Source organism: Nocardioides sp. Leaf285, assembly GCF_001422955.1.
Taxonomy (GTDB): Bacteria; Actinomycetota; Actinomycetes; order Propionibacteriales; family Nocardioidaceae; genus Nocardioides; species Nocardioides kribbensis.
This window is the reverse complement of the sequence record NZ_LMNH01000001.1, coordinates 1115529-1135000: the sequence shown is the minus strand read 5'-3', so window position 1 is coordinate 1135000 and position 19472 is coordinate 1115529. Positions and strand designations below refer to the sequence as shown.

19 protein-coding genes are annotated in these 19472 nt (G+C 73.1%); all 19 read right to left on the bottom strand.

Going from position 1 to position 19472, the window contains the following annotated elements; genetic code table 11:
* Positions 1 to 359 precede the first annotated feature (359 nt).
* Positions 360 to 965 (bottom strand): DNA-3-methyladenine glycosylase, encoded by a 606-nt coding sequence (locus tag ASF47_RS05245; RefSeq protein ID WP_056863009.1) that lies wholly within the window; start codon positions 963 to 965, stop codon positions 360 to 362.
* Between the two features lie 10 nt (positions 966 to 975).
* A complete protein-coding gene (argH, locus tag ASF47_RS05240) occupies positions 976 to 2403 on the bottom strand; it encodes an argininosuccinate lyase (protein ID WP_056862827.1) in 1428 nt (475 codons plus the stop codon).
* Complete coding sequence (locus ASF47_RS05235; protein ID WP_056862826.1) at positions 2400 to 2870, bottom strand: NUDIX hydrolase; 471 nt, start codon at positions 2868 to 2870, stop codon at positions 2400 to 2402. The genes argH and ASF47_RS05235 overlap by 4 nt, the downstream gene beginning before the upstream one ends.
* Positions 2870 to 4303, bottom strand: a complete 1434-nt coding sequence (gene argG / locus ASF47_RS05230) for an argininosuccinate synthase (RefSeq protein WP_056862825.1) — start codon at positions 4301 to 4303, stop codon at positions 2870 to 2872. Before argG ends, ASF47_RS05235 begins: the two co-directional genes overlap by 1 nt.
* A 99-nt stretch (positions 4304 to 4402) precedes the next feature.
* Complete coding sequence (locus tag ASF47_RS05225) at positions 4403 to 4930, bottom strand: arginine repressor (protein ID WP_056862824.1); 528 nt, start codon at positions 4928 to 4930, stop codon at positions 4403 to 4405.
* Positions 4931 to 4935: 5 nt separating this feature from the next.
* A complete protein-coding gene (gene argF / locus ASF47_RS05220) occupies positions 4936 to 5934 on the bottom strand; it encodes an ornithine carbamoyltransferase (RefSeq protein WP_235558631.1) in 999 nt (332 codons plus the stop codon).
* A complete protein-coding gene (locus ASF47_RS05215; protein WP_056862823.1) occupies positions 5931 to 7106 on the bottom strand; it encodes an acetylornithine transaminase in 1176 nt (391 codons plus the stop codon). Before ASF47_RS05215 ends, argF begins: the two co-directional genes overlap by 4 nt.
* Complete coding sequence (gene argB, locus ASF47_RS05210) at positions 7103 to 8044, bottom strand: acetylglutamate kinase (RefSeq protein ID WP_056862822.1); 942 nt, start codon at positions 8042 to 8044, stop codon at positions 7103 to 7105. The genes ASF47_RS05215 and argB overlap by 4 nt, the downstream gene beginning before the upstream one ends.
* Entirely contained in the window at positions 8041 to 9192 is a 1152-nt protein-coding gene (gene argJ, locus ASF47_RS05205) for a bifunctional glutamate N-acetyltransferase/amino-acid acetyltransferase ArgJ (RefSeq protein ID WP_056862821.1), read from the bottom strand. The genes argB and argJ overlap by 4 nt, the downstream gene beginning before the upstream one ends.
* The gene (locus tag ASF47_RS05200) at positions 9189 to 9800 is read right to left on the bottom strand and encodes an ACT domain-containing protein (RefSeq protein WP_056862820.1); all 612 of its coding nucleotides are present in this window, start codon (positions 9798 to 9800) and stop codon (positions 9189 to 9191) included. Before ASF47_RS05200 ends, argJ begins: the two co-directional genes overlap by 4 nt.
* Positions 9797 to 10834 carry an N-acetyl-gamma-glutamyl-phosphate reductase gene (gene argC / locus ASF47_RS05195; protein ID WP_156697730.1) on the bottom strand — a complete coding sequence of 346 codons (1038 nt, stop codon included), beginning with the start codon at positions 10832 to 10834 and terminating at the stop codon, positions 9797 to 9799. The genes ASF47_RS05200 and argC overlap by 4 nt, the downstream gene beginning before the upstream one ends.
* A 543-nt stretch (positions 10835 to 11377) precedes the next feature.
* Positions 11378 to 13873, bottom strand: a complete 2496-nt coding sequence (gene pheT, locus ASF47_RS05190; protein ID WP_056862819.1) for a phenylalanine--tRNA ligase subunit beta — start codon at positions 13871 to 13873, stop codon at positions 11378 to 11380.
* Positions 13873 to 15003, bottom strand: coding sequence for a phenylalanine--tRNA ligase subunit alpha (pheS, locus tag ASF47_RS05185; protein WP_056862818.1), 1131 nt, complete (start codon positions 15001 to 15003; stop codon positions 13873 to 13875). Before pheS ends, pheT begins: the two co-directional genes overlap by 1 nt.
* A gap of 159 nt (positions 15004 to 15162) precedes the next feature.
* A complete protein-coding gene (locus ASF47_RS05180) occupies positions 15163 to 16209 on the bottom strand; it encodes a sensor histidine kinase (RefSeq protein WP_056862817.1) in 1047 nt (348 codons plus the stop codon).
* A 53-nt stretch (positions 16210 to 16262) separates the two neighbouring features.
* Complete coding sequence (locus ASF47_RS05175; protein WP_056863006.1) at positions 16263 to 17066, bottom strand: TrmH family RNA methyltransferase; 804 nt, start codon at positions 17064 to 17066, stop codon at positions 16263 to 16265.
* Positions 17063 to 17455 (bottom strand): 50S ribosomal protein L20, encoded by a 393-nt coding sequence (gene rplT, locus ASF47_RS05170; RefSeq protein WP_056862816.1) that lies wholly within the window; start codon positions 17453 to 17455, stop codon positions 17063 to 17065. The genes ASF47_RS05175 and rplT overlap by 4 nt, the downstream gene beginning before the upstream one ends.
* Positions 17456 to 17551: 96 nt before the next feature.
* Complete coding sequence (rpmI, locus tag ASF47_RS05165) at positions 17552 to 17746, bottom strand: 50S ribosomal protein L35 (RefSeq protein WP_056862815.1); 195 nt, start codon at positions 17744 to 17746, stop codon at positions 17552 to 17554.
* Between the two features lie 54 nt (positions 17747 to 17800).
* Positions 17801 to 18529, bottom strand: coding sequence for a translation initiation factor IF-3 (gene infC / locus ASF47_RS05160; protein ID WP_082499984.1), 729 nt, complete (start codon positions 18527 to 18529; stop codon positions 17801 to 17803).
* A 341-nt stretch (positions 18530 to 18870) separates the two neighbouring features.
* Positions 18871 to 19404 carry an SseB family protein gene (locus tag ASF47_RS05155; protein ID WP_228943058.1) on the bottom strand — a complete coding sequence of 178 codons (534 nt, stop codon included), beginning with the start codon at positions 19402 to 19404 and terminating at the stop codon, positions 18871 to 18873.
* Positions 19405 to 19472: the final 68 nt, after the last annotated feature.

Genomic DNA, 19472 nt, shown 5'->3' with positions numbered 1-19472 from the left:
AACCCTGACATGATGTCAGAATCATTGTCTTACCAAAGAAACCATCAACCAACCCCCAAAAAAAGAGGATCAGCCAACGGGGCATAACAAACTAATTCGTCGACTATGACACACTGTTGAGTTCTCAAGAATCAGACGCACACCGTCCTGCGACCTTCCGGTCGAAGCGGCGGGGCAACCTGCAGAAACTTACCGGTCCGACCTCAGCGCGTCAACTCCGTCGGAGTGACGCCCTGCCGTAGGATCCGGCCGCCGCACGTGCGTCAGCCACTCGAGGTGACCTTGCGGTCCGAGTGGCAGCTGCTCGCTGCGACAAGAAGAACGTTACACACGTGTTGCGGGGAGGCCAAATCAGGGCGTCAACACCCCAACGGGGGTGCCTTGCGGTAGGCGCTGACGGTCGGATCCTCCGCGATCCAGAAGCGCCACGGCCGCTCGGCGTCGCCCCGGAGCCCCACCCGTGGCCCCCGCTCCACGGCGGTGACCGGCTCCCCCGGATGCAGGGTGACGGTGCTCGGGGCGAGGAGGTCCGTCCCGTCGTGGTCAAGCCGCAGGCCGAGGGCCTGACCGAGCCGTCCCGGCCCCCGGGCGAGGTCGCGGGCGACGCCGGTGCGCCGACGGGACCGGGCCTCGTCGGCACCCGCCACGACCTCGCCGGCACGCAGCAGCACGGCACCGGGCGATCCCTCGGGACCGGTGACGACGTTGGCGCACACGTGCAGGCCGTAGGAGAGGTAGACGTAGAGCCGCCCGGCGGGGCCGAACATCGTGGCGTTGCGGCGGGTGGGACCGCGATGGGCGTGGGAGCCGGCGTCGTCGGCGCCGCCGTAGGCCTCGACCTCCGAGAGGCGGATCGACACCCCGGCGTGGGAGACCACGGCACCGAGCAGCAGCGGCGCGACCCGCTCCACCGGGGCGGCGAGCAGCGCCGCCAGGTCGTCGGGCCCGGGACGCGCGCCGCTCACGTGTGTCGGCTCAGGAGCCGAGCCGCGCGCGGTGCGCGGCCACGACCGCACCGAGCTCGTCGAGCTGCTCGCGCACCCGGACGGGGGCGGTGCCGCCGCGACCGTCGCGGGAGCCGACGGAGCCCTCGGCGCTGAGCACGTCGCGCACCCCCGGGGTCAGGGCCGGCGAGATCGCCGCGAACTGCTCGTCGGTGAGCTCGTGCAGCTCCAGGCCCAGCTCCTCGCACCGGCGCACGCACGCGCCCGCGAGCTCGTGGGCGACGCGGAACGGCACGTTCTCCCGCACCAGCCACTCGGCGATGTCGGTGGCCAACGAGAACCCCTGGGGGGCGAGCTCCGCGAGCCGCTCGCGGTCGAAGACCAGGGTCGCGACCATGCCGGTGAAGGCCGGGAGCAGCACCTCGAGGGTGTCGACGGAGTCGAAGACCGGCTCCTTGTCCTCCTGGAGGTCCCGGTTGTAGGCCAGGGGGAGAGCCTTCAGGGTGGCGAGCAGACCCGAGAGGTTGCCGACGAGCCGCCCGGCCTTGCCACGGGCCAGCTCGGCGATGTCGGGGTTCTTCTTCTGCGGCATGATGCTCGAGCCCGTCGACCAGGAGTCGTGCAGCGTGACGAAGCCGAACTCCCGGGTCGACCAGAGGATGACCTCCTCGGCCAAGCGGCTGACGTCGATCCCCACCTGGGCGCACACGAACGCGAACTCGGCCACGAAGTCTCGCGCGGCGGTGCCGTCGATGGAGTTGGCGCTGGAGCCGGTGAACCCGAGCTCGGCGCCCACCCCCACCGGGTCGAGCCCCAGGCTCTGGCCCGCGAGGGCGCCCGAGCCGTAGGGCGAGTCCGCCGCGACGCGGGCGTCCCAGTCGAGGAACCGGTCGACGTCGCGCAGCAGGGGCCAGGCGTGGGCCATCAGGTGGTGGGCCAGCAGCACCGGCTGCGCGTGCTGCAGGTGGGTGCGCCCGGGCATGACGGTGGGCGTGCCCGCCAGGTGGTCGGAGGCCTGGGCGGCCAGCACGTCCACGAGATCCAGCACCTGGCCGACCACCACGCGGCAGTGGTCGCGCAGGAAGACCTTGAAGAGCGTCGCGATCTGGTCGTTGCGGCTGCGACCCGCCCGCAGCCGTCCGCCGACGTCGGGTCCGACCTCCTGGAGCAGCAGCCGCTCGAGGGCGCCGTGCACGTCCTCGTCGGAGTCGTCGGGCCGCAGGGTGCCGGCGGCGTACCGCTCCCCCAGTGCGTCGAGGCCGCGCAGCAGCTCGGCGTGGTCGGCCTCGGTGAGCAGGCCGGCGCGGTGCAGCGCGTTGGCGTGGGCGCGCGACCCGGCGAGGTCGTAGGGCGTGAGTCGCCAGTCGAAGTGGGTGGAGCGCGACAGCGCCTCCAGCTCCGGCGACGGGCCGCCGGCGAAGCGGCCCCCCCACAGCTTGCCGGTGTTCGTGGTGCTCACTGGTCTCCTCCCAGGACGGCCCGGACGGCCGCGGTCATGATGTCGCACAGGTCGGGCGAGACGAGCCGGCCGTCGTCGGCCAGGTCGTCGGGGGTCCACCAGCGCGCCTCGAGGACGACGCCGACCTCGGCCTCCTCGAGGTGGTCGAGGACGACCTCCTGCGCGCGGTCGAGGGCGAGGGCGAAGAAGGTCGCGTCGCCGCGGTAGGTCGTGCCGCGCCAGGAGAAGTCCTGCACCTGGTGGTGGAAGGGCCCCACCAGGTCGGCCGCCCCCGCCCGGACCCCGGTCTCCTCGTGCAGCTCGCGCAGGGCGGCGTCGACGAGGGACTCCCCCTCGTCGACGCCACCGCCGACGGTGCCCCAGCGCGGGGCGTCGGGGCGCTCGGGGTCGTGGTCGAGCAGCAGCAGGACCTCGCCCGTCGCGCTGACCGGCACCACCCGGGCGCTACGGCGCAGGATCGGCTCCATCAGTCGGTGCCGAACTCCATGGCCGCGTGGTCGAGCGCCTCGTCGTCGATGTCGCCCTCGCCGGCTGGGCGCGTGGCGATGCGCTTCGCGCCGCCCGGCTCGAGCTCACCGAAGAGGGTGCCGTTCTCGACCAGCACCTGGCCCTGGTCGAGCGGCTGGGTGGCGTAGAGCTCGAGCTTGGCGCGCGAGTCGGCGATGTCGAGGTTGCGCATCGTGAGCTGGCCGATGCGGTCGGTGGGCCCGAACGCAGCGTTCTCGGTGCGCTCCATGGACAGCTTGTCGGGGTGGTAGGAGAAGGCCGGCCCGTCGGTGCGCAGGACGGTGTAGTCCTCGCCGCGCCGCAGGCGCAGCGTGACCTCGCCGGTGACCAGCGAGGCGATCCAGCGCTGGATCGACTCCCTCAGCATCAGCGCCTGGGGGTCCAGCCAGCGGCCCTCGTAGAGCAGCCGGCCGAGGCGACGGCCCTCGTTGTGGTAGCTGGCGACCGTGTCCTCGTTGTGGATCGCGTTGAGCAGGCGCTCGTAGGCGATCCACAGCAGCGCCATGCCGGGGGCCTCATAGATGCCGCGCGACTTGGCCTCGATGATGCGGTTCTCGATCTGGTCCGACATGCCCAGCCCGTGACGCCCGCCCACGGTGTTGGCCTCGTGCACCAGGGCCACGGGGTCGGCGAAGGTCTGGCCGTTGATCGCCACGGGGCGGCCCTGGTCGAAGCGGATCGTGACGTCCTCGGTGGCGATGTCGACCGCGGGGTCCCAGAACTTCACGCCCATGATCGGCTCGACCAGCTCGAGGGAGGCGTCGAGGTGCTCGAGCACCTTGGCCTCGTGGGTGGCGCCCCAGATGTTGGCGTCGGTGGAGTAGGCCTTCTCGGCGCTGTCGCGGTACGGCAGACCGTGCTCGGTCAGCCACTGGCTCATCTCGGCGCGCCCGCCCAGCTCGTGCACGAAGTCGGCGTCGAGCCAGGGCTTGTAGATGCGCAGGGCGGGGTTGGCCAGCAGCCCGTAGCGGTAGAACCGCTCGATGTCGTTGCCCTTGAAGGTCGACCCGTCGCCCCAGATGTCGACGCCGTCCTCGTGCATGGCGCGCACCAGCATCGTGCCGGTGACGGCGCGGCCGAGCGGGGTGGTGTTGAAGTAGGTGCGACCGCCCGAGCGGATGTGGAAGGCACCGCAGGCGATGGCGGCGAAGCCCTCCTCGACCAGCTGGGTGCGGCAGTCGACGGCGCGGGCGATCTCGGCGCCGTACTGCAGGGCGCGGTCGGGCACGCCGGAGATGTCGGGCTCGTCGTACTGCCCGATGTCGGCGGTGTAGGTGCAGGGCACCGCACCCTTGTCGCGCATCCACGCGACGGCGACGGAGGTGTCGAGGCCGCCGGAGAACGCGATGCCGACGCGCTCGCCCTTCGGCAGGGTGGTGAGGACCTTGCTCACGGTGGGGCTCCTTGGGATCGGGACGGAAGTCTGGTGGGGCGGCGCACGCTCCGTGCGGGGCGCCGCGGCGTCAGGTCGTGCGGGGAGGTGCGACGGGGGTCAGGGCGCCGGCGGGACGTGGGTCTCGGCCAGCGCCAGGAATCGTCGGGCCAGGTCGTCGCCGCCCGCGGGATCGCGACCGATGACCAGGACGGTGTCGTCACCGGCGATCGTGCCGAGGATGTCGGGGAAGTCGGCCTTGTCGAAGGCGCTTCCGAGGAACTGCGCTGCGCCGGGCGGGGTGCGCAGCACCACGAGGTTGGCGCTCGCGTCGGCGCTCACGAGGAGCTCCGCGCACAGCCGGGCCAGCCGCGCGCGCGCCGCGGCCGAGTCGGCCGGCGGGGCCGGGCGACGGTCGCCGCCCTCACCGGGCACGGCGTAGACCAACGCACCCGAGGCGGCGCGCACCTTGACGGCGTCGAGCTCGACGAGGTCGCGCGAGAGCGTGGCCTGGGTGACCCGGACACCGCTCTCGGCCAGCAGCACGGCGAGCTCGCCCTGCGAGTGGACCTCCTGGGTGGAGACCAGCTCGACGATCAGCTGGTGGCGCGCGTTCTTGGTCGCGGGCCGCAGGACCGACTCGGTCATCAGGCTCACCTCTCCCCCGCCGTCGGGTCCTGCGCGAGCGAGGGGTCGAGCAGGAAGGCCAGGATGGCCTTCTGGGCGTGGCGCCGGTTCTCCGCCTCGTCCCAGACCACGCTCTGCGGTCCCTCGAGCACCTCGGCGTCGATCTCCTTGCCGCGGTAGGCCGGCAGGCAGTGCAGCGCCACGGCGTCGGGTCGCGCGTGGGCCAGGAGCCTCGTCGTCAGCGACCACGGCGCGAACACCGCCGCCCGTGCCTCGGCCTCCTCCTCCTTGCCCATGGAGACCCAGGTGTCGGTGACCACGACGTCGGCGCCGGTGACCGCGACCACCGGGTCGGCGACCGCCGCCACCGAGCCGCCGGTGCCGGCGGCGATCTCGGCGGCCCGGGCGAACATCGCCTCGTCGGGCAGGTAGCCCTCCGGCGCGCTGACGCGCACGTGCATGCCCGCGGTGGCCCCGGCCAGGAGCCAGGAGTTGCCCATGTTGCACGCCGCGTCGCCCACGAAGGCCGCGGTCAGACCCGCGAGGTCGCCCTTGTGCTCGCGCACGGTCAGCAGGTCGGCCACCAGCTGGCACGGGTGGAACTCGTCGGTGAGCGCGTTGACCACCGGGACGCCGGCGTGGGCGGCCATGGTGTCGAGGTCGGACTGGTGGAAGGTGCGCCACACGACGGCCGCGACCTGGCGGCCCAGGACCCGCGCGACGTCCTCGACCGACTCGCGCACGCCGATCCCGGCCAGGCGGCCCTCGACCACCATGGGGAAGCCGCCGAGCTCGGCGATGCCGGCCGAGAACGACGTCTGGGTGCGCAGGGTCGGCTTGTCGAAGATCATCGCCACCGACCGCGGGCCCGCCAGCGGGCGCTGCTGGTGCGGCGAGGCCTTGAGCTGCGCGGCGAGATCGAGCACGCGCGCCTGCTCGGCCGGCGACAGGTCGTCGTCGCGCAGGAAGTGCCGCAGCTCCACCGCGGCAGGCAGGACCGTCTCGGTGGGGGCCGGCGCGCTCACGAGACGCCCGCGTCGTCGAGGATCCGCGGCCACGCCGCGAGGAAGGCGTCGACGTCGGCGGTGCCCAGCACGAGCGGCGGGGCGAGGCGGATCCGGCGCGGCGTGGGGTTGTTGACGATGAAGCCGTGGGCCATCGCGGCCGCGGTGACCTCGGCGGCGTGCTCCGAGACCAGGTCGAGCCCGATGAGCAGGCCCTCACCGCGCACCTCGGTGACCCGCCGGTCGGCGAGCAGCCCCGCCCGCAGCCGGTCGCCCGCCTCGACGGCGTGGGCCAGCAGGCCCTCGGACTCGATGGTGCGCACGACGGCCAGCGCGGCCGCACAGGCCACCGGGTTGCCGCCGAAGGTCGTGCCGTGGTTGCCGGGGTCGAAGAGGTCGGCGGCGCGGCCCAGCCCGAGGACCGCGCCGATGGGGAAGCCGCCGCCCAGTCCCTTGGCCAGCGTGATCACGTCGGGCACCACGCCGGAGGGCAGGTGGGCGTACCAGGAACCGGTGCGGCCCATGCCCGACTGGACCTCGTCGAACCACAGCAGCGCGCCGTGCTCGTCGGCGACGCGACGCGCCGCGGCGAGGTAGCCCTCGGGCGCGACCACGACACCGGCCTCGCCCTGGATCGGCTCGAGCAGGACCGCGGCGGTGTCGTCGGTGACGGCGGCGGCCAGCGCGGCCTCGTCGCCGTACGGCACGAACTCGACGTGGCCCGGCAGCGGCTCGAAGGGGGCGCGGTAGGCCTCCTTGGAGGTCAGGGCGAGCGCGCCCATGGTGCGGCCGTGGAAACCGCCCTCGGCGACCACCACGTGGGTGCGCCCGGTGCGGCGGGTCAGCTTGAAGGCGGCCTCGTTGGCCTCCGCGCCGGAGTTGGCGAAGAAGGCCTTGCCCTCGGCGCCCGCGAACGACAGCAGCCGCTCGGCCAGCTCGACCTGGGGGGCGCTGGTGAAGAAGTTGGAGATGTGGCCCAGCGTCGACAGCTGCGTCGTGACCGCCTCGACCAGCGCCGGGTGGGCGTGGCCCAGCGCGTTGACGGCGATGCCGCCGAGCAGGTCGACGTACTCCTTGCCGTCGGCGTCCCACACGTGCGCGCCCTCCCCGCGCGTCAGCACGAGCTTGGGCGGGCCGAAGGTGTTCATCAGGGAGTCGGCGTAGCGCTCCTGCAGCGCCTGCTGCTCGGTCATGACTGGGTCTCCCGGGCCTTGCGGGTCTTGGTCTCGACGCCGGGCAGCACCTGCGTGCCGACGCCCTCCTTGGTGAACAGCTCCAGCAGCACGGCGTGCGGCTCGCGCCCGTCGACGACGGTGGCGCGCGGCACCCCGCCCTCGACCGCGAGCAGGCACGCACCCATCTTCGGGACCATGCCGCTGGCCAGCGAGGGGATGACCTCGGCGAGGGACTCGGGGCTGATCTCGCCCACGACGTCCTCGGAGTCGGGCCAGTCGAGGAAGAGGCCCTCGACGTCGGTCAGCACGAGCAGCTTCTCGGCCTTGAGCGCCACGGCCAGGGCGGCGGCCGCAGAGTCGGCGTTGACGTTGTGGACGGTGCCGTCCTCGTCGGGGGCGACCGAGGAGACCACCGGGATGCGGCCGGCCTCGATGAGGTCGAGCACCGACTCCGGGCGCACCCGGGTCACCTCGCCGACCAGACCGAGGTCGACCTCCTCGCCGTCGACGACCGTGCCGGTGGCGGTGGCGGTGAACAGACCGGCGTCCTCGCCGGAGCAGCCCACGGCCAGCGGGCCGTGCTCGTTGATGAGTCCCACCAGCTCGCGCTGGACCTGGCCCACGAGCACCATGCGTACGACGTCCATCGCCTCCGGCGTGGTCACGCGCAGGCCGCCGCGGAACTCCGACTCGATGCCGAGGCGGTCGAGCATGCTGGAGATCTGCGGCCCGCCGCCGTGCACGACGACGGGTCGGAAGCCGGCGAAGCGCAGGAAGGCGATGTCCTCGGCGAAGGCCCGCTTGAGGGAGTCGTCGGTCATGGCGTTGCCGCCGTACTTCACGACCACGATCTTGCCGTGGTACTGCTTCAGCCACGGCAGGGCGGCCGCGAGCGTGCGGGCCTTGGCCTGGTCGGGCTTGCCGACGGTGAATTCTCCGGTGCTGGAATCGTTCATGATGAGTAGGCGCTGTTCTCGTGGACGTAGGCGTGGGTGAGGTCGTTGGTCCAGACGGTGGCCCGCTCGGAGCCCGCCTTGAGGTCGATGGTCACGCTGACCTCCCGGCCGGTGAGGTCGACGGTCTCGGGGTCGGCGTGCGGGGTGGACCGCCTGCAGACCCACACACCGTTCATGGCGACGTCGAGGTCGGCGGGGTCGAAGGCCGCCGCCGTGGTGCCGATGCTGGCGAGCACGCGGCCCCAGTTGGGGTCGTTGCCGAAGATCGCGGCCTTGAACAGGTTGCTGCGGGCCACGCTGCGCCCGACCTCGACGGCGTCGTCCTCGGAGGCGGCGTTGAGGGTCGTGATCGCGATCTCGTGGTCGGCGCCCTCGGCGTCCTTGAGCAGCTGCATCGCCAGGTCGGTGCACGCCTGGGTCAGGGCGTCGGTGAAGTCGTCGACCGAGGGCGTGATGCCGCTGGCGCCGCTTGCCATCACCGTCACGGTGTCGTTGGTCGACATGCAGCCGTCGGAGTCGAGCCGGTCGAAGGAGACCCGGGTCGCGGCGCGCAGGGCCCGGTCGAGATCCGCGGCCGGGACGACGGCGTCGGTGGTGAGGACCACCAGCATCGTGGCCAGCTGCGGCGCCAGCATGCCCGCGCCCTTGGCCATGCCGCCGACCGACCAGCCGGCGCCCTCGACGACGACCTGCTTGCTCACCGAGTCGGTGGTCATGATGGCGTGGGCGGCCTGGTCGCCGCCGTCGGGCGAGAGGGCCGCGTGGGCGGCGTCGACCCCGGCGAGGACCTGGTCGCGGTCGTTGGTCAGGCCGATCAGACCGGTCGAGCACACCACCACGTCGAGCGCCCCGATGCCGAGGTGGTCGGCGACCCGCTCGGCGACCGCGTGGGTCGTCTGGAAGCCCTCGGGGCCGGTGTAGCAGTTGGCGCCACCGGAGTTGAGGACGACCGCGCGCACGGTGCCGTCCTTGACGACCTCCTGGCTCCACAGCACCGGGTTGGCCTTGCAGCGGTTGGCGGTGAAGACCGTGGCGGAGTCGTGCGCGGGACCCTGGTTGACCACCAGGGCGACGTCCTTGCCGCCGGAGGCCTTCAGGCCCGCCTCGACGCCGGCGGCGACGAAGCCGGCCGGGGTGGTGACGCTCATCTCTTCCTCTTCTCCTTGCTGCTGGATCCGGAACGCCGGTCCGGCTGCTGGTCGGACTGCGGATCCTTGCGGGAGCGACCGGTCATGCGCGGGGGCTTGTCGGTGCCGTTGCCGGCACGCGGCTCGCGCTCGCGCGGAGCGCGTGAGGCGCCGACGGGCACCGCGGGTCGCACCGTGTGGCCGTGGCGGCGCCAGGCCTCGGTGGCGCGCTCGGTGGCGCCGGAGGGCACCAGCACCCAGTCGGTCTCGAAGGTGGAGATCGAGAAGACGCTGATCTGCTCCTCGGCCAGTGGCACCAGCAGCGCGGCCAGCACCCCGGTCGCCTCGGTCGGGATCGGGCCCTGCACCGAGAAGGCGACCAGGCCCTTGTGGGCGACCTGCTTGGTGGGCACGTTGCGGCCCGCGCAGATCAGCGTGGTCTCGGTGGCCGTCGCCGTGACGGAGAACAGCGACGACGACTCCGCCCAGCTCGGCACCTCGGCGCCGACCGGGAGCTTCACCAGCGCGAGCTTCTCGGGGAACTGCTGCAGCACGTACGACACCGTGCCGCCCGACACGGCGGGGCCGCCCTCGTGGGTGCCGGTCTCCGCCGGCTCGTCGCCGCTCACGGCGCGATCCCGACCGCGGTGAGACCGGTGGTCTCGTCGATGCCGAGCGCGATGTTCATGCACTGCACGGCCGCACCGCCGGTGCCCTTGGCGAGGTTGTCGACGGCGCCGACCGCCACCAGGCGGCCCGCGGCCTCGTCGACGGTGACCTGCACGTGCACGGCGTTGGAGCCTGTGACCGACTTGGTCTGGGGCCACAGGCCCGCGGGCAGGAGGTGCACGAACGGCTCGTCGGCGTAGGCCTCGGCATAGACGTCGTAGGCCTCCTCCGCGCTGACCGGGTCGACCAGCGGGGCCGAGCACGTGGCCAGGATGCCCCGTGGCATCGGCACCAGCAGCGGGGTGAAGCTGACGCTGACCGTGCCCTCGACGAGGCGCGAGAGGTTCTGGGTGATCTCCGGGGTGTGGCGGTGGGTGCCGCCGACGCCGTAGGCGCTGGCGTTGCCCATCACCTCGCTGCCCAGGAGGTTGGTCTTGGCCGCCTTGCCGGCGCCGCTCGTGCCGGAGGCCGCGACCACGACGACCTCGGGGTGCACCAGCCCTGCGGCGATGGCCGGGGCGAGGGTCAGCGAGGACACGGTGGGGTAGCAGCCCGGCACGGCGAAGCGAGTGCGGCCCTCGAGACGCTCGCGCTGGCCGGGGAGCTCGGGCAGGCCGTAGGGCCACGTGCCGGCGTGGTCGCCGCCGTAGAACTGCGCCCAGGCCGCGGGGTCCTCGAGGCGGAAGTCGGCGCCGCAGTCGATGACGATCGTGTCGTCACCGAGCTGGGCGGCGAGCTCGCCGGACTGGCCGTGGGGCAGGGCGAGGAAGACCACGTCGTGACCCGAGAGCACCTCGAGCGTCGTCTCCTCCAGCACCCGGTCGGCCAGCGGCACGAGGTGCGGCTGCAGCGCGCCCAGGGGCTGACCCGCGTTGGAGGCACCGGTCAGGGCGCCGATCTCCACCTCGGGGTGGCCCAGCAGCAGGCGCAGGACCTCTCCCCCGGCATAACCGCTGGCACCGGCGACAGCGACACGTCTCCTCGTCATGTGCATGACTATACAAGTCAATGCATGAGCATGTGCAAGTCGGTCGTCGACGTGACACCTGCGTGGGTCGCCGCGACGCGGGAAGCGCCGCGCCCGCCGCGGGCCCTGCTCGCACGCGGGCCCGGGTCGCACGCGGGCCCGGGTCGCACGCGGTGCGGGGGGCGGGCGAAGCCGCTGACGGGCGAGCGGGCCGGGCGTCCGCAGCAGCCGCGCGAGAGGCGGCAGCCGCGGCACGCAATTGCGCCGGTTGCGCACACCACCTAGCGCCCCACCAGCACCAGCCACGCAAACCACCGCGACCACCATTAACGACCCCACGCAATTGCGCCACTTACGCACACCACTCAGCACCCCACCAGCACCAGCCACGCAAACCACCGCGACCACCACCAGCGACACCACGCAATTGCGCCACTTACGCACACCACCCAGCGCCCCACCAGCGACCGCACGCCAATGCGCCGGTTGCGTGTGGGACGGGTGCTGCGGTGGGGAGGCGCGGGGCGGGCGACCGCGGCTCCGCACGCAGGGTGCGGAGCCGCGGGGACCTCAGGCGCGCTGGACGGCGCCGGTGCGCTCGACGGCCGCGTCGACGGCGGACTGTCGGGCCGCGACGATCTCGTCGTCGGTCAACGTGCGGTCGGGGGCACGCAGGCGCAGGGCGAAGGCCAGCGACTTGCGCCCCTCGCCGAGCTGCTCGGAGCGGTAGACGTCGAAGAGCCGGATCGACTCCAGCAGCTCGCCGGCCCCCGCCACCAGGGCGGCCTCGACGTCGGCCGACGTCACGGACTCCGCCACCACGAGGGCGACGTCCTCCTTGGCGAGCGGGAAGCCCGAGACCACCGGGCCCGGCACGACGTCGACCGCGTGACGCAGGAGGGCGTCGAGGTCGACCTCGACCGCGGCGGAGCGCGCCGGGAGGTCGAAGGCCTTGCAGACCCGCGGGTGCAGCTCCCCGGCGTGGCCGACCACGACCCGGTCGTCACCGTCGCCGACGGCGACCTCGGCGCAGCGGCCCGGGTGCCAGGGCATCCGGGTGGCCGCGGAGACCTCCAGCCCGATGCCGAGCTCGGTCGCGACGCGGCGCAGCACGGCGAGAGCATCGGCCCAGCCGGCGTCGCGGCCCTCGCCCCACCAGCCGGCGCGCTCGCGCTCACCGGCCAGCACCACCGACAGGTGCTGCGGCTGGCGCGGGATGGCGTCGAGCAGGGCCTGCAGCTCGGCGTCGGAGGGGCGCTGCTCGACGCCGTAGATCGGGGCGGGGCCGCTGTCGACCGGGAAGGCCACCGTGCCGGTCTCGAAGAGGGCGACACCGGCGGCCCCGCGCCCCAGGTTGCGGGCCGCGGCGCGCAGCAGGCCCGGCAGCAGCGTCGTGGTGTACGCCGGCTCCTCGGAGCTGATCGGGTTGGCCAGGCGCACCGTGCGGCGCAGCGGGTCCTCGGCCGGCAGCCCGAGCGCGTCGAACGTCGCCTCGCCGACGAACGGGAAGCTGATCGCCTCCACGCACCCGGCGCCCGCGAGCACCCGGCCCACCCGACGGCGCAGTCGCTGCTCGCGGGTCAGACCGCGCCCCGCGGCCTCGGTGGGCAGCACCGAGGGCACCTCGTCGTAGCCGACGATGCGGGCGACCTCCTCGACCAGGTCGAAGGGGTCGGTGACGTCGGGGCGCCAGGTCGGCGCCGTGACCGTGAGGGCCTCGCCGTCGACCTCGACCGCGCAGCCCACGGCGCGCAGGTGAGCGACCGTGGTCTCGGCGTCGATGGGCATGCCGGTCACCCGCGCGGGGAGGTCGGCGCGGGCGTGGACCACGGCCGGGGCGGGCGCCTGGCCGACCACGGTCACGCCGGTGTCGGCCCGGCCGCCACCCAGGGCGGTGAGCAGCTCGACGGCGCGGTCGGCGGCCACCTCGGGCAGCCGCGGGTCGACGCCACGCTCGTTGCGCTTGCCGGCCTCGGAGCTGATGCGGTGGCGCTTGCCGGAGCGGAAGACCGAGGTGGCGTCGAAGTGGGCCGACTCCACCACCACGTGGGTCGTCGAGGCCGACATCTCGGTGCGGGCGCCGCCCATGACGCCGGCGATGCCGATGGGACCGGTGGCGTCGGTGATGAGCAGGTCCTCGGGCGAGAGCTCGCGGTCGGTGTCGTCGAGGGTGGTGATCCGCTCCCCCGGCTCGGCGCGCCGCACGCGGATCGCCCCGTCGAGCGTGTCGCCGTCGTAGGCGTGCAGGGGCTGGCCCAGCTCGAGCATGACGTAGTTGGTCACGTCGACCCCCAGGGAGATCGAGCGCATGCCGGCCTGCTGGAGGCGGCGGACCATCCAGTCCGGCGTGGGCGCCGTGGCGTCGAAGCCGGTGACGGTGCGCGCCACGAAGAGCGGGCAGCCCGCGGGGTCCTCCACCACCACGGGGTGGCCCTGGTCGTCGGCGTCCGGCACGTCGCGCTCGGCGGGGTCGACGTAGGGCAGGTCGTAGGCCAGGGCCGCCTCACGGGCGATGCCGCGCAGCGAGAGGGCGTAGGCACGGTCGGGGTTGATCTCGAACTCGATGACCTCCTCGCGCAGGCCGAGCAGGTCGAAGACGTCGTCGCCCGGCTCGCCGGCGTCGGCGGGCAGCACGATGATGCCGTCGTGCTCCTCGCCCAGCCCGAGCTCGGAGGAGGAGCAGATCATGCCGGCCGAGACGTGGCCGTAGGTCTTGCGCGCCGAGATCCGGAAGTCACCGGGCAGCACGCCTCCGGGCAGGACGGTGACGACGAGGTCGCCGGGGGCGAAGTTGTGGGCTCCGCAGACGATGCCCTGCGGCTCGCCGGTGCCGTTGGCGTCACCGACGTCGACGGTGCACCAGTTGATGGTCTTGCCGTTCTTCTGCGGCTCCGGCTCCATGGTGAGCACGCGGCCCACGACGAGCGGACCGGTGATACCGGCACCGGCGCGCTCCACGGCCTCGAGCTTGAGGCCCAGGGCGGTCAGGCGTGCGGTGAGTTCGTCGGTGGTGACGTCGGCGGGCAGGTCGACGAGCTCGCGGATCCACGAGACAGGGGCCTTCATCAGATCTCACTCCCGAACGCGGTGGTGAAGCGGACGTCGCCCTCGAAGAGCGCGCGCAGGTCCTCGATGCCGTGGCGGAACATCAGCATCCGGTCGATGCCGAAGCCGAACGCGAAGCCGGTGTAGCGCTCCGCGTCGATGCCGCACGCGGTGAGCACCCGGGGGTTGACCACCCCGCAGCCGCCGAGCTCGATCCAGCCCTCGCCGCGGCACGTGCGGCAGGACGCGGCGGTGTCGGCCGCGCCGTCGTCGCCCGTGGCGAGCCCCGTGCCGCGGCAGACGAAGCAGACCATGTCCATCTCGGCCGACGGCTCGGTGAAGGGGAAGTACGACGGGCGGAAGCGCGTGGAGATCCCGGCGCCGAACAGCGAGGAGACCAGGTGGTCGAGGGTGCCCTTGAGGTGGGCCATGGTGATGCCCTCGTCGATGGCCAGGCCCTCGACCTGGTGGAAGACCGGGCTGTGCGTCGCGTCGTACTCGTCGGTGCGGAAGACGCGACCGGGGCAGGCGATGTAGATGGGCGGGGTGCGCGTGAGCATCGAGCGCGCCTGCACCGGCGAGGTGTGCGTGCGCAGGACGACGCCGTGGTCGGCCGGGTCGGCCCAGAAGGTGTCCTGCATCGTGCGCGCCGGGTGGTCGGGGCCGAGGTTGAGGGCGTCGAAGTTCAGCCACTCGGCCTCGAGCACCGGCCCCTCCGCGATCTCCCAGCCCATCGCGACGAAGATGTCGGCGATCAGCTCCGAGCCGGTGGTCACGGGGTGACGCGCGCCGACCGGGAGCCGGTCGGTGGGCAGCGTGACGTCGACGGTCTCCTCGACGAGCATCCGCTCCTCGTGCTCGGCCTCGAGCACCTGCTGGCGGCGCGCGAGGGCCTGGTTGACGGCGCCGCGCGCCTGGCCGATGCGCTTGCCGGCCTCCTTGCGGGCCTGCGGGGGCAGCGCGCCGATCTCGCGGTTGGCCAGCGCCAGGGCGGAGCGGTCGCCCGCGTGCTCGAGCCGGGCCGCCTTGAGCTGCTCCAGGTCGGTCGCGGCCTCGATGGCCGCCACGGCGGCGTCGCGCGCCGCCTCGACCTCCTCGGACTTCAAGGGGGTGACCTCCACGGGGTCGAAGTCGGTGTTGGGACCGGACATGACTGCCTTTCCAGCGGGTGGCCGCGCACTCCGGCGCGCGGCGTGGTCAGTCTAGGAAGCCGCGGCCCCCGCCCGCGAACCGGTTGCCGGCCCTGGACGACGCCGTGCCGTGCGCCCGGCCGGTGGACGCCCGCCGCGCCGGGGCCGACCCGACCGGGGTCACTCCGGTCGGCGGTCCTCGCTGGGCCAGGTGAGCACGATGCTGGCGCCGCCGCCGGGGGCGTCGCCGATGCTGACGGTGCCGCCGTGGGCACGGGTCAGGCCCCCGACGATGTACATGCCCAGGCCCGTGCCGCCACGCGCCCCGCCCTTCCAGAACTTGGTGAAGACGCGGCGCCGCAGGTCGAGCGGGATGCCCTCGCCCTCGTCCTGCACGACGAGCCGGACCCCGGCGTGGTCGTGGTCGGGGCCGAGCGGGTCCAGGGTCACCGACACCGTGCCCTCGCCGTGGCGCACGCCGTTCTCGACCAGGTTGGTGACGACCTGGGTGAACTTGTCGGGGTCGGCGGAGATCTCCGGCAGGTCGGCGGCGACGTGCAGCGCCACCGGGCGCGAGGTGCCGGCCTGCACCGACTCCACGATGCGACCGGTCAGCACGGCGGCGTCGCTGGGGCGGGGGTAGAGCTGGAGTCGCCCGGTGTCGATGCGTGCGACGTCGAGCAGCTCGGCGATGAGGCGGCTCAGCCGGTCGGAGTCGGCGCTGACGGTGGTGAGCATCAGCTTCTTCTGGTCGTCGCTCAGCTTGTCCCAGCGGTTGAGCATGGCCTGGACGAAGCCCTTGACCCCGGTGAGCGGGGAGCGCAGCTCGTGGGCCACCGTGGCCACCAGGTCGGAGCGCTCCCGGTCGAGCCGGGCCCGGCCGCGACCGGAGCGAAGGGTGACCACCACGCTGCTCACGGGGCGGTCGAGCGCCGGGCGGTGGATGCGCGCCGCCACGAGCACCTCGGTGCCGTCGGGCAGCAGCCACGACTGCTCCGGCACGGCCGTGCGCGTCACCAGCCCCCGGTAGGGGCAGTTGTGGTCGAACCACGCCGCGCCGTCCTGGTCCTGGAGGGCCAGCACCTCGGCCAGGCCACGCCCCACCCCGTCGAGGGCGCTGCGGCCGAGCATCTGCACGGCCACGCGGGAGACGAGCGTGACGCGGCCCTCGGCATCGGCGACGACGACGCCGTCGGGCAGGGAGTCGGCGAGCTGCTGGGCGTCCACGCGGCCCACCCTAGGCCCCGGCGAGCCACCCCACCGGCTGCGCGAGGGACGGGTCAGACGCGGTGGGCGCGGGCGGAGGCGTAGAGGCAGAGCGCCGCGGCGGTGGAGAGGTTGAGGCTCTCGGCCCGCCCGAGGATCGGGATGCGGACCCGGTGGTCGGCCAGTGCCGCCAGCTCCTCGGGCAGTCCCCACGCCTCGTTGCCGAACAGCCACGCGGTGGGGGCCGCCAGCAGGTCGTCGGCCTCGAAGAGGTCGACCTCGCCGGCGCCGTCGGCGGCGAGGACCTGCAGCCCCGCGGACTGCGCCCGGCGTACGGCGTCGGCCGGTTCGGCCGCCACGGCGACCGGCACCTGGAACAGGCTGCCGACGCTGGCGCGCACCGTCTTGGGGTTGTAGGCGTCGACCGAGCTGCCGGCCAGCACCACGGCTCCGGCTCCGGCGGCGTCGGCGGTGCGGACGACGGTGCCGGCGTTGCCGGGGTCGCGCACGTCGGCGCAGACGGCCACCAGGCGGGGCGCCGGGTCGAGCAGGTGCTCCAGCGGCCGGTCGAGGAACCGGCACACCGCCACGACCCCCGCCGGGTTGACGGCGTCGCTGAGCGAGGCCAGGGCGCGCTCGTCGACGAGGGTCCAGGCCGCGTCGGCCCGCTCGGCCGCCGTGGCGAGCGCGACGTGGCGCTCGGCGGCCGCGGGCGTGGCGAAGACCTCGACCACGCAGCCGGGCACCGCGAGGGCCGACTCGACGGCCTTCGGACCGTCGGCAAGGAACAGCCGCCGCTCGGATCGGGCCGAGCGGCGGCTGAGCTTGCGCGCTTCCTTGACGCGACCGTTGCCGGTCGTCAGGGGGACGGTGGTCAGGCCGAGGCCTCCGCCTTGGGCGCGTTGACGTCGGCGGGCAGAGCGGCCTTGGCCGTCTCCACCAGCGCGTTGAACGCAGCGACGTCGTTGACGGCGAGCTCGGCGAGGATCTTGCGGTCGACCTCGACGCCGGCCAGGTTGAGGCCCTGGATGAAGCGGTTGTAGGTCATGCCCTGCGCACGCGCGGCGGCGTTGATGCGCTGGATCCACAGCTTGCGGAAGTTGCCCTTGTTCTTGCGGCGGTCGTTGTAGCTGTAGACCAGGGAGTGGGTGACCTGCTCCTTGGCCTTGCGGTACAGGCGCGAGCGCTGGCCGCGGTAGCCGCTGGCGCGCTCGAGGGTCGTCCGGCGCTTCTTCTGGGCGTTCACTGCCCGCTTGACGCGTGCCACGTTGTTACTCCTTGTTGCGGTGGAAGATCTGAGGTGGTGCCGACCGGGTCGGCGTGGGCGGTCGCGACGGGCGCGGCCACCAGGGGCGGACGAGGGTCAGAGACCCAGCATCTTCTTGGCGCGCGGGACGTCGGCCTTGGCGACCTCCACGGTGCCGGTGAGGCGACGCGTGACCTTGGAGGCCTTCTTCTCCAGGTTGTGGCGCTTGCCGGCCTTCTCGCGGAGGATCTTGCCCGAGCCGGTCACGCGGAAGCGCTTGCCGGCACCGGAGTGGCTCTTGTTCTTCGGCATCTGTATCTCTCTCTCGTCGTCAGCCACGGGCACGGTGGTGCCCCGGCGGGAGTCTCAGGCCTCGATCTCGGGATCGAGGTTCTCGGAGCGGCCACGCTCCTTCTTCTTGGCCACGGGCCCGGCGGCGTGGGCGGCGTCGCGCTCGGCGCGCTCACCGGCCTCGAGCGCGGCACGCTCGGCGGCCTTGGTGTCCTTCTGGGCCTGCATGTCGACCTTGGCCTCGGCCTTCTTCTTGTGCGGGCCCAGGACCATGATCATGTTGCGGCCGTCCTGCTTGGGCGAGGACTCCACGAAGCCCAGCTCGGTGACGTCCTCGGCCAGACGCTGCAGCAGACGGAAGCCCAGCTCGGGACGGTGCTGCTCACGACCGCGGAACATGATCGTGATCTTGACCTTGTCCCCGGCGCGGAGGAACCGCACGACGTGACCCTTCTTGGTCTCGTAGTCGTGGGCGTCGATCTTCGGACGAAGCTTCATCTCCTTGATGATCACGTTCGTCTGGTTGCGACGGGCCTCGCGCGCCTTCTGGGCGTTCTCGTACTTGAACTTGCCGTAGTCCATGAGCTTGCAGACCGGCGGGCGGGCCATCGGGGCGATCTCGACGAGGTCGAGGTCGGCTTCCTGGGCAAGGCGCAGCGCGTCGGCGGTGGGAACGATGCCGACGGTCTCGCCACTGGGGCCAACGAGGCGGACCTCGGAAACCCGGATCCGGTCGTTGATTCGAAGCTCGGTGCTGATGTGTCCTCCTGGTTGGGATCTGTCCGGAGGCCTCGCGCCGTCCACGCACGGCGTGGAAATGAACAAAGGCTCCCGCTGGTGACCCAAGCGGAAGCCAGTCGCGACACGTCTCCCCGGCCGGGTGACGCATCCTCTGCCGAGGGCCCGCGCCGTGCTGGCACGACGCGTGGTGGATCCTCGGTAGACCGGTGACCCGACGACCTGTGCCTCGGACTGCTCCGTGGCGGCGGTCGGTGCGGGTGGGAGACGTGTGCTGCTGGTCCCCGCTTGGAGATCGGCCCCGTCGCAGCGTGCACGGCGGGACTGATCGGTCAACACCGGACCTTAGCCGAGCATTCCGACCTCACGCCAATCACCGGGCCGGCGCCCACCGCCCCGCCTGGGTGTCAGCCGACCGGAGGGTCGGCGTCGGGGCGCACCCATCCCGAGCGCTCGCCGACGCGCGCCAGCGTCCACCCGGCCGCCAGCGCCTCGAGGTCCTGACCCTCGATCGCCACCACCACCGGGCCGGCCAGGTCGACCACCAGGGCGGCGGCCTCCTCCTGCACCGCAGACAGCGCCGCACCCGACGCCGGCACCGGCACCGGCCGGGCCTGCGGGTCCCAGGCCGCCATGGTCTCCAGCGAGGTGAAGGCCAGCAGGGCGCGCCGCCCGTCGCGGCCGGTCATCAGCACCGCAGCCATGTCGCTGGTCTTGTCGTGGGCCAGGCCGGCGTCGTCGACCTCGACCTCGCCGAGCACGGCCACCACCGGCACCAGCAGGCGCGAGGTCGACAGGGCCGCGAGGGCGTCGACGTAGGCACCCCGGTCGGAGGAGTACGCCGCCAGGGCCGCCACCACGTCGGGGGCGGCACGCCCGTCGTCGTCGGGGAAGGCCGGCCCCTGCAGCTGGCGGGGCAGGCCGGGCGGCTGGTCGCTCACCCGTCCATCCTCCCCGACACGGCGATGCACGGCGAGCCGGGGGTGAGACCGGAGGGGCGGCCGAGCGC

Excerpts from the sequence above, each read along its gene's own strand:
- ASF47_RS05235 (WP_056862826.1), bottom strand. The coding sequence starts at position 2,870 with ATGGAGCCGATCCTGCGCCGTAGCGCCCGGGTGGTGCCGGTCAGCGCG.
- ASF47_RS05225 (WP_056862824.1), bottom strand. The coding sequence starts at position 4,930 with ATGACCGAGTCGGTCCTGCGGCCCGCGACCAAGAACGCGCGCCACCAG.
- ASF47_RS05215 (WP_056862823.1), bottom strand. The coding sequence starts at position 7,106 with ATGACCGAGCAGCAGGCGCTGCAGGAGCGCTACGCCGACTCCCTGATG.
- argB (WP_056862822.1), bottom strand. The coding sequence starts at position 8,044 with ATGAACGATTCCAGCACCGGAGAATTCACCGTCGGCAAGCCCGACCAG.
- argJ (WP_056862821.1), bottom strand. The coding sequence starts at position 9,192 with ATGAGCGTCACCACCCCGGCCGGCTTCGTCGCCGCCGGCGTCGAGGCG.
- argC (WP_156697730.1), bottom strand. The coding sequence starts at position 10,834 with ATGCACATGACGAGGAGACGTGTCGCTGTCGCCGGTGCCAGCGGTTAT.
- pheT (WP_056862819.1), bottom strand. The coding sequence starts at position 13,873 with ATGAAGGCCCCTGTCTCGTGGATCCGCGAGCTCGTCGACCTGCCCGCC.
- pheS (WP_056862818.1), bottom strand. The coding sequence starts at position 15,003 with ATGTCCGGTCCCAACACCGACTTCGACCCCGTGGAGGTCACCCCCTTG.
- rpmI (WP_056862815.1), bottom strand. The coding sequence starts at position 17,746 with ATGCCGAAGAACAAGAGCCACTCCGGTGCCGGCAAGCGCTTCCGCGTG.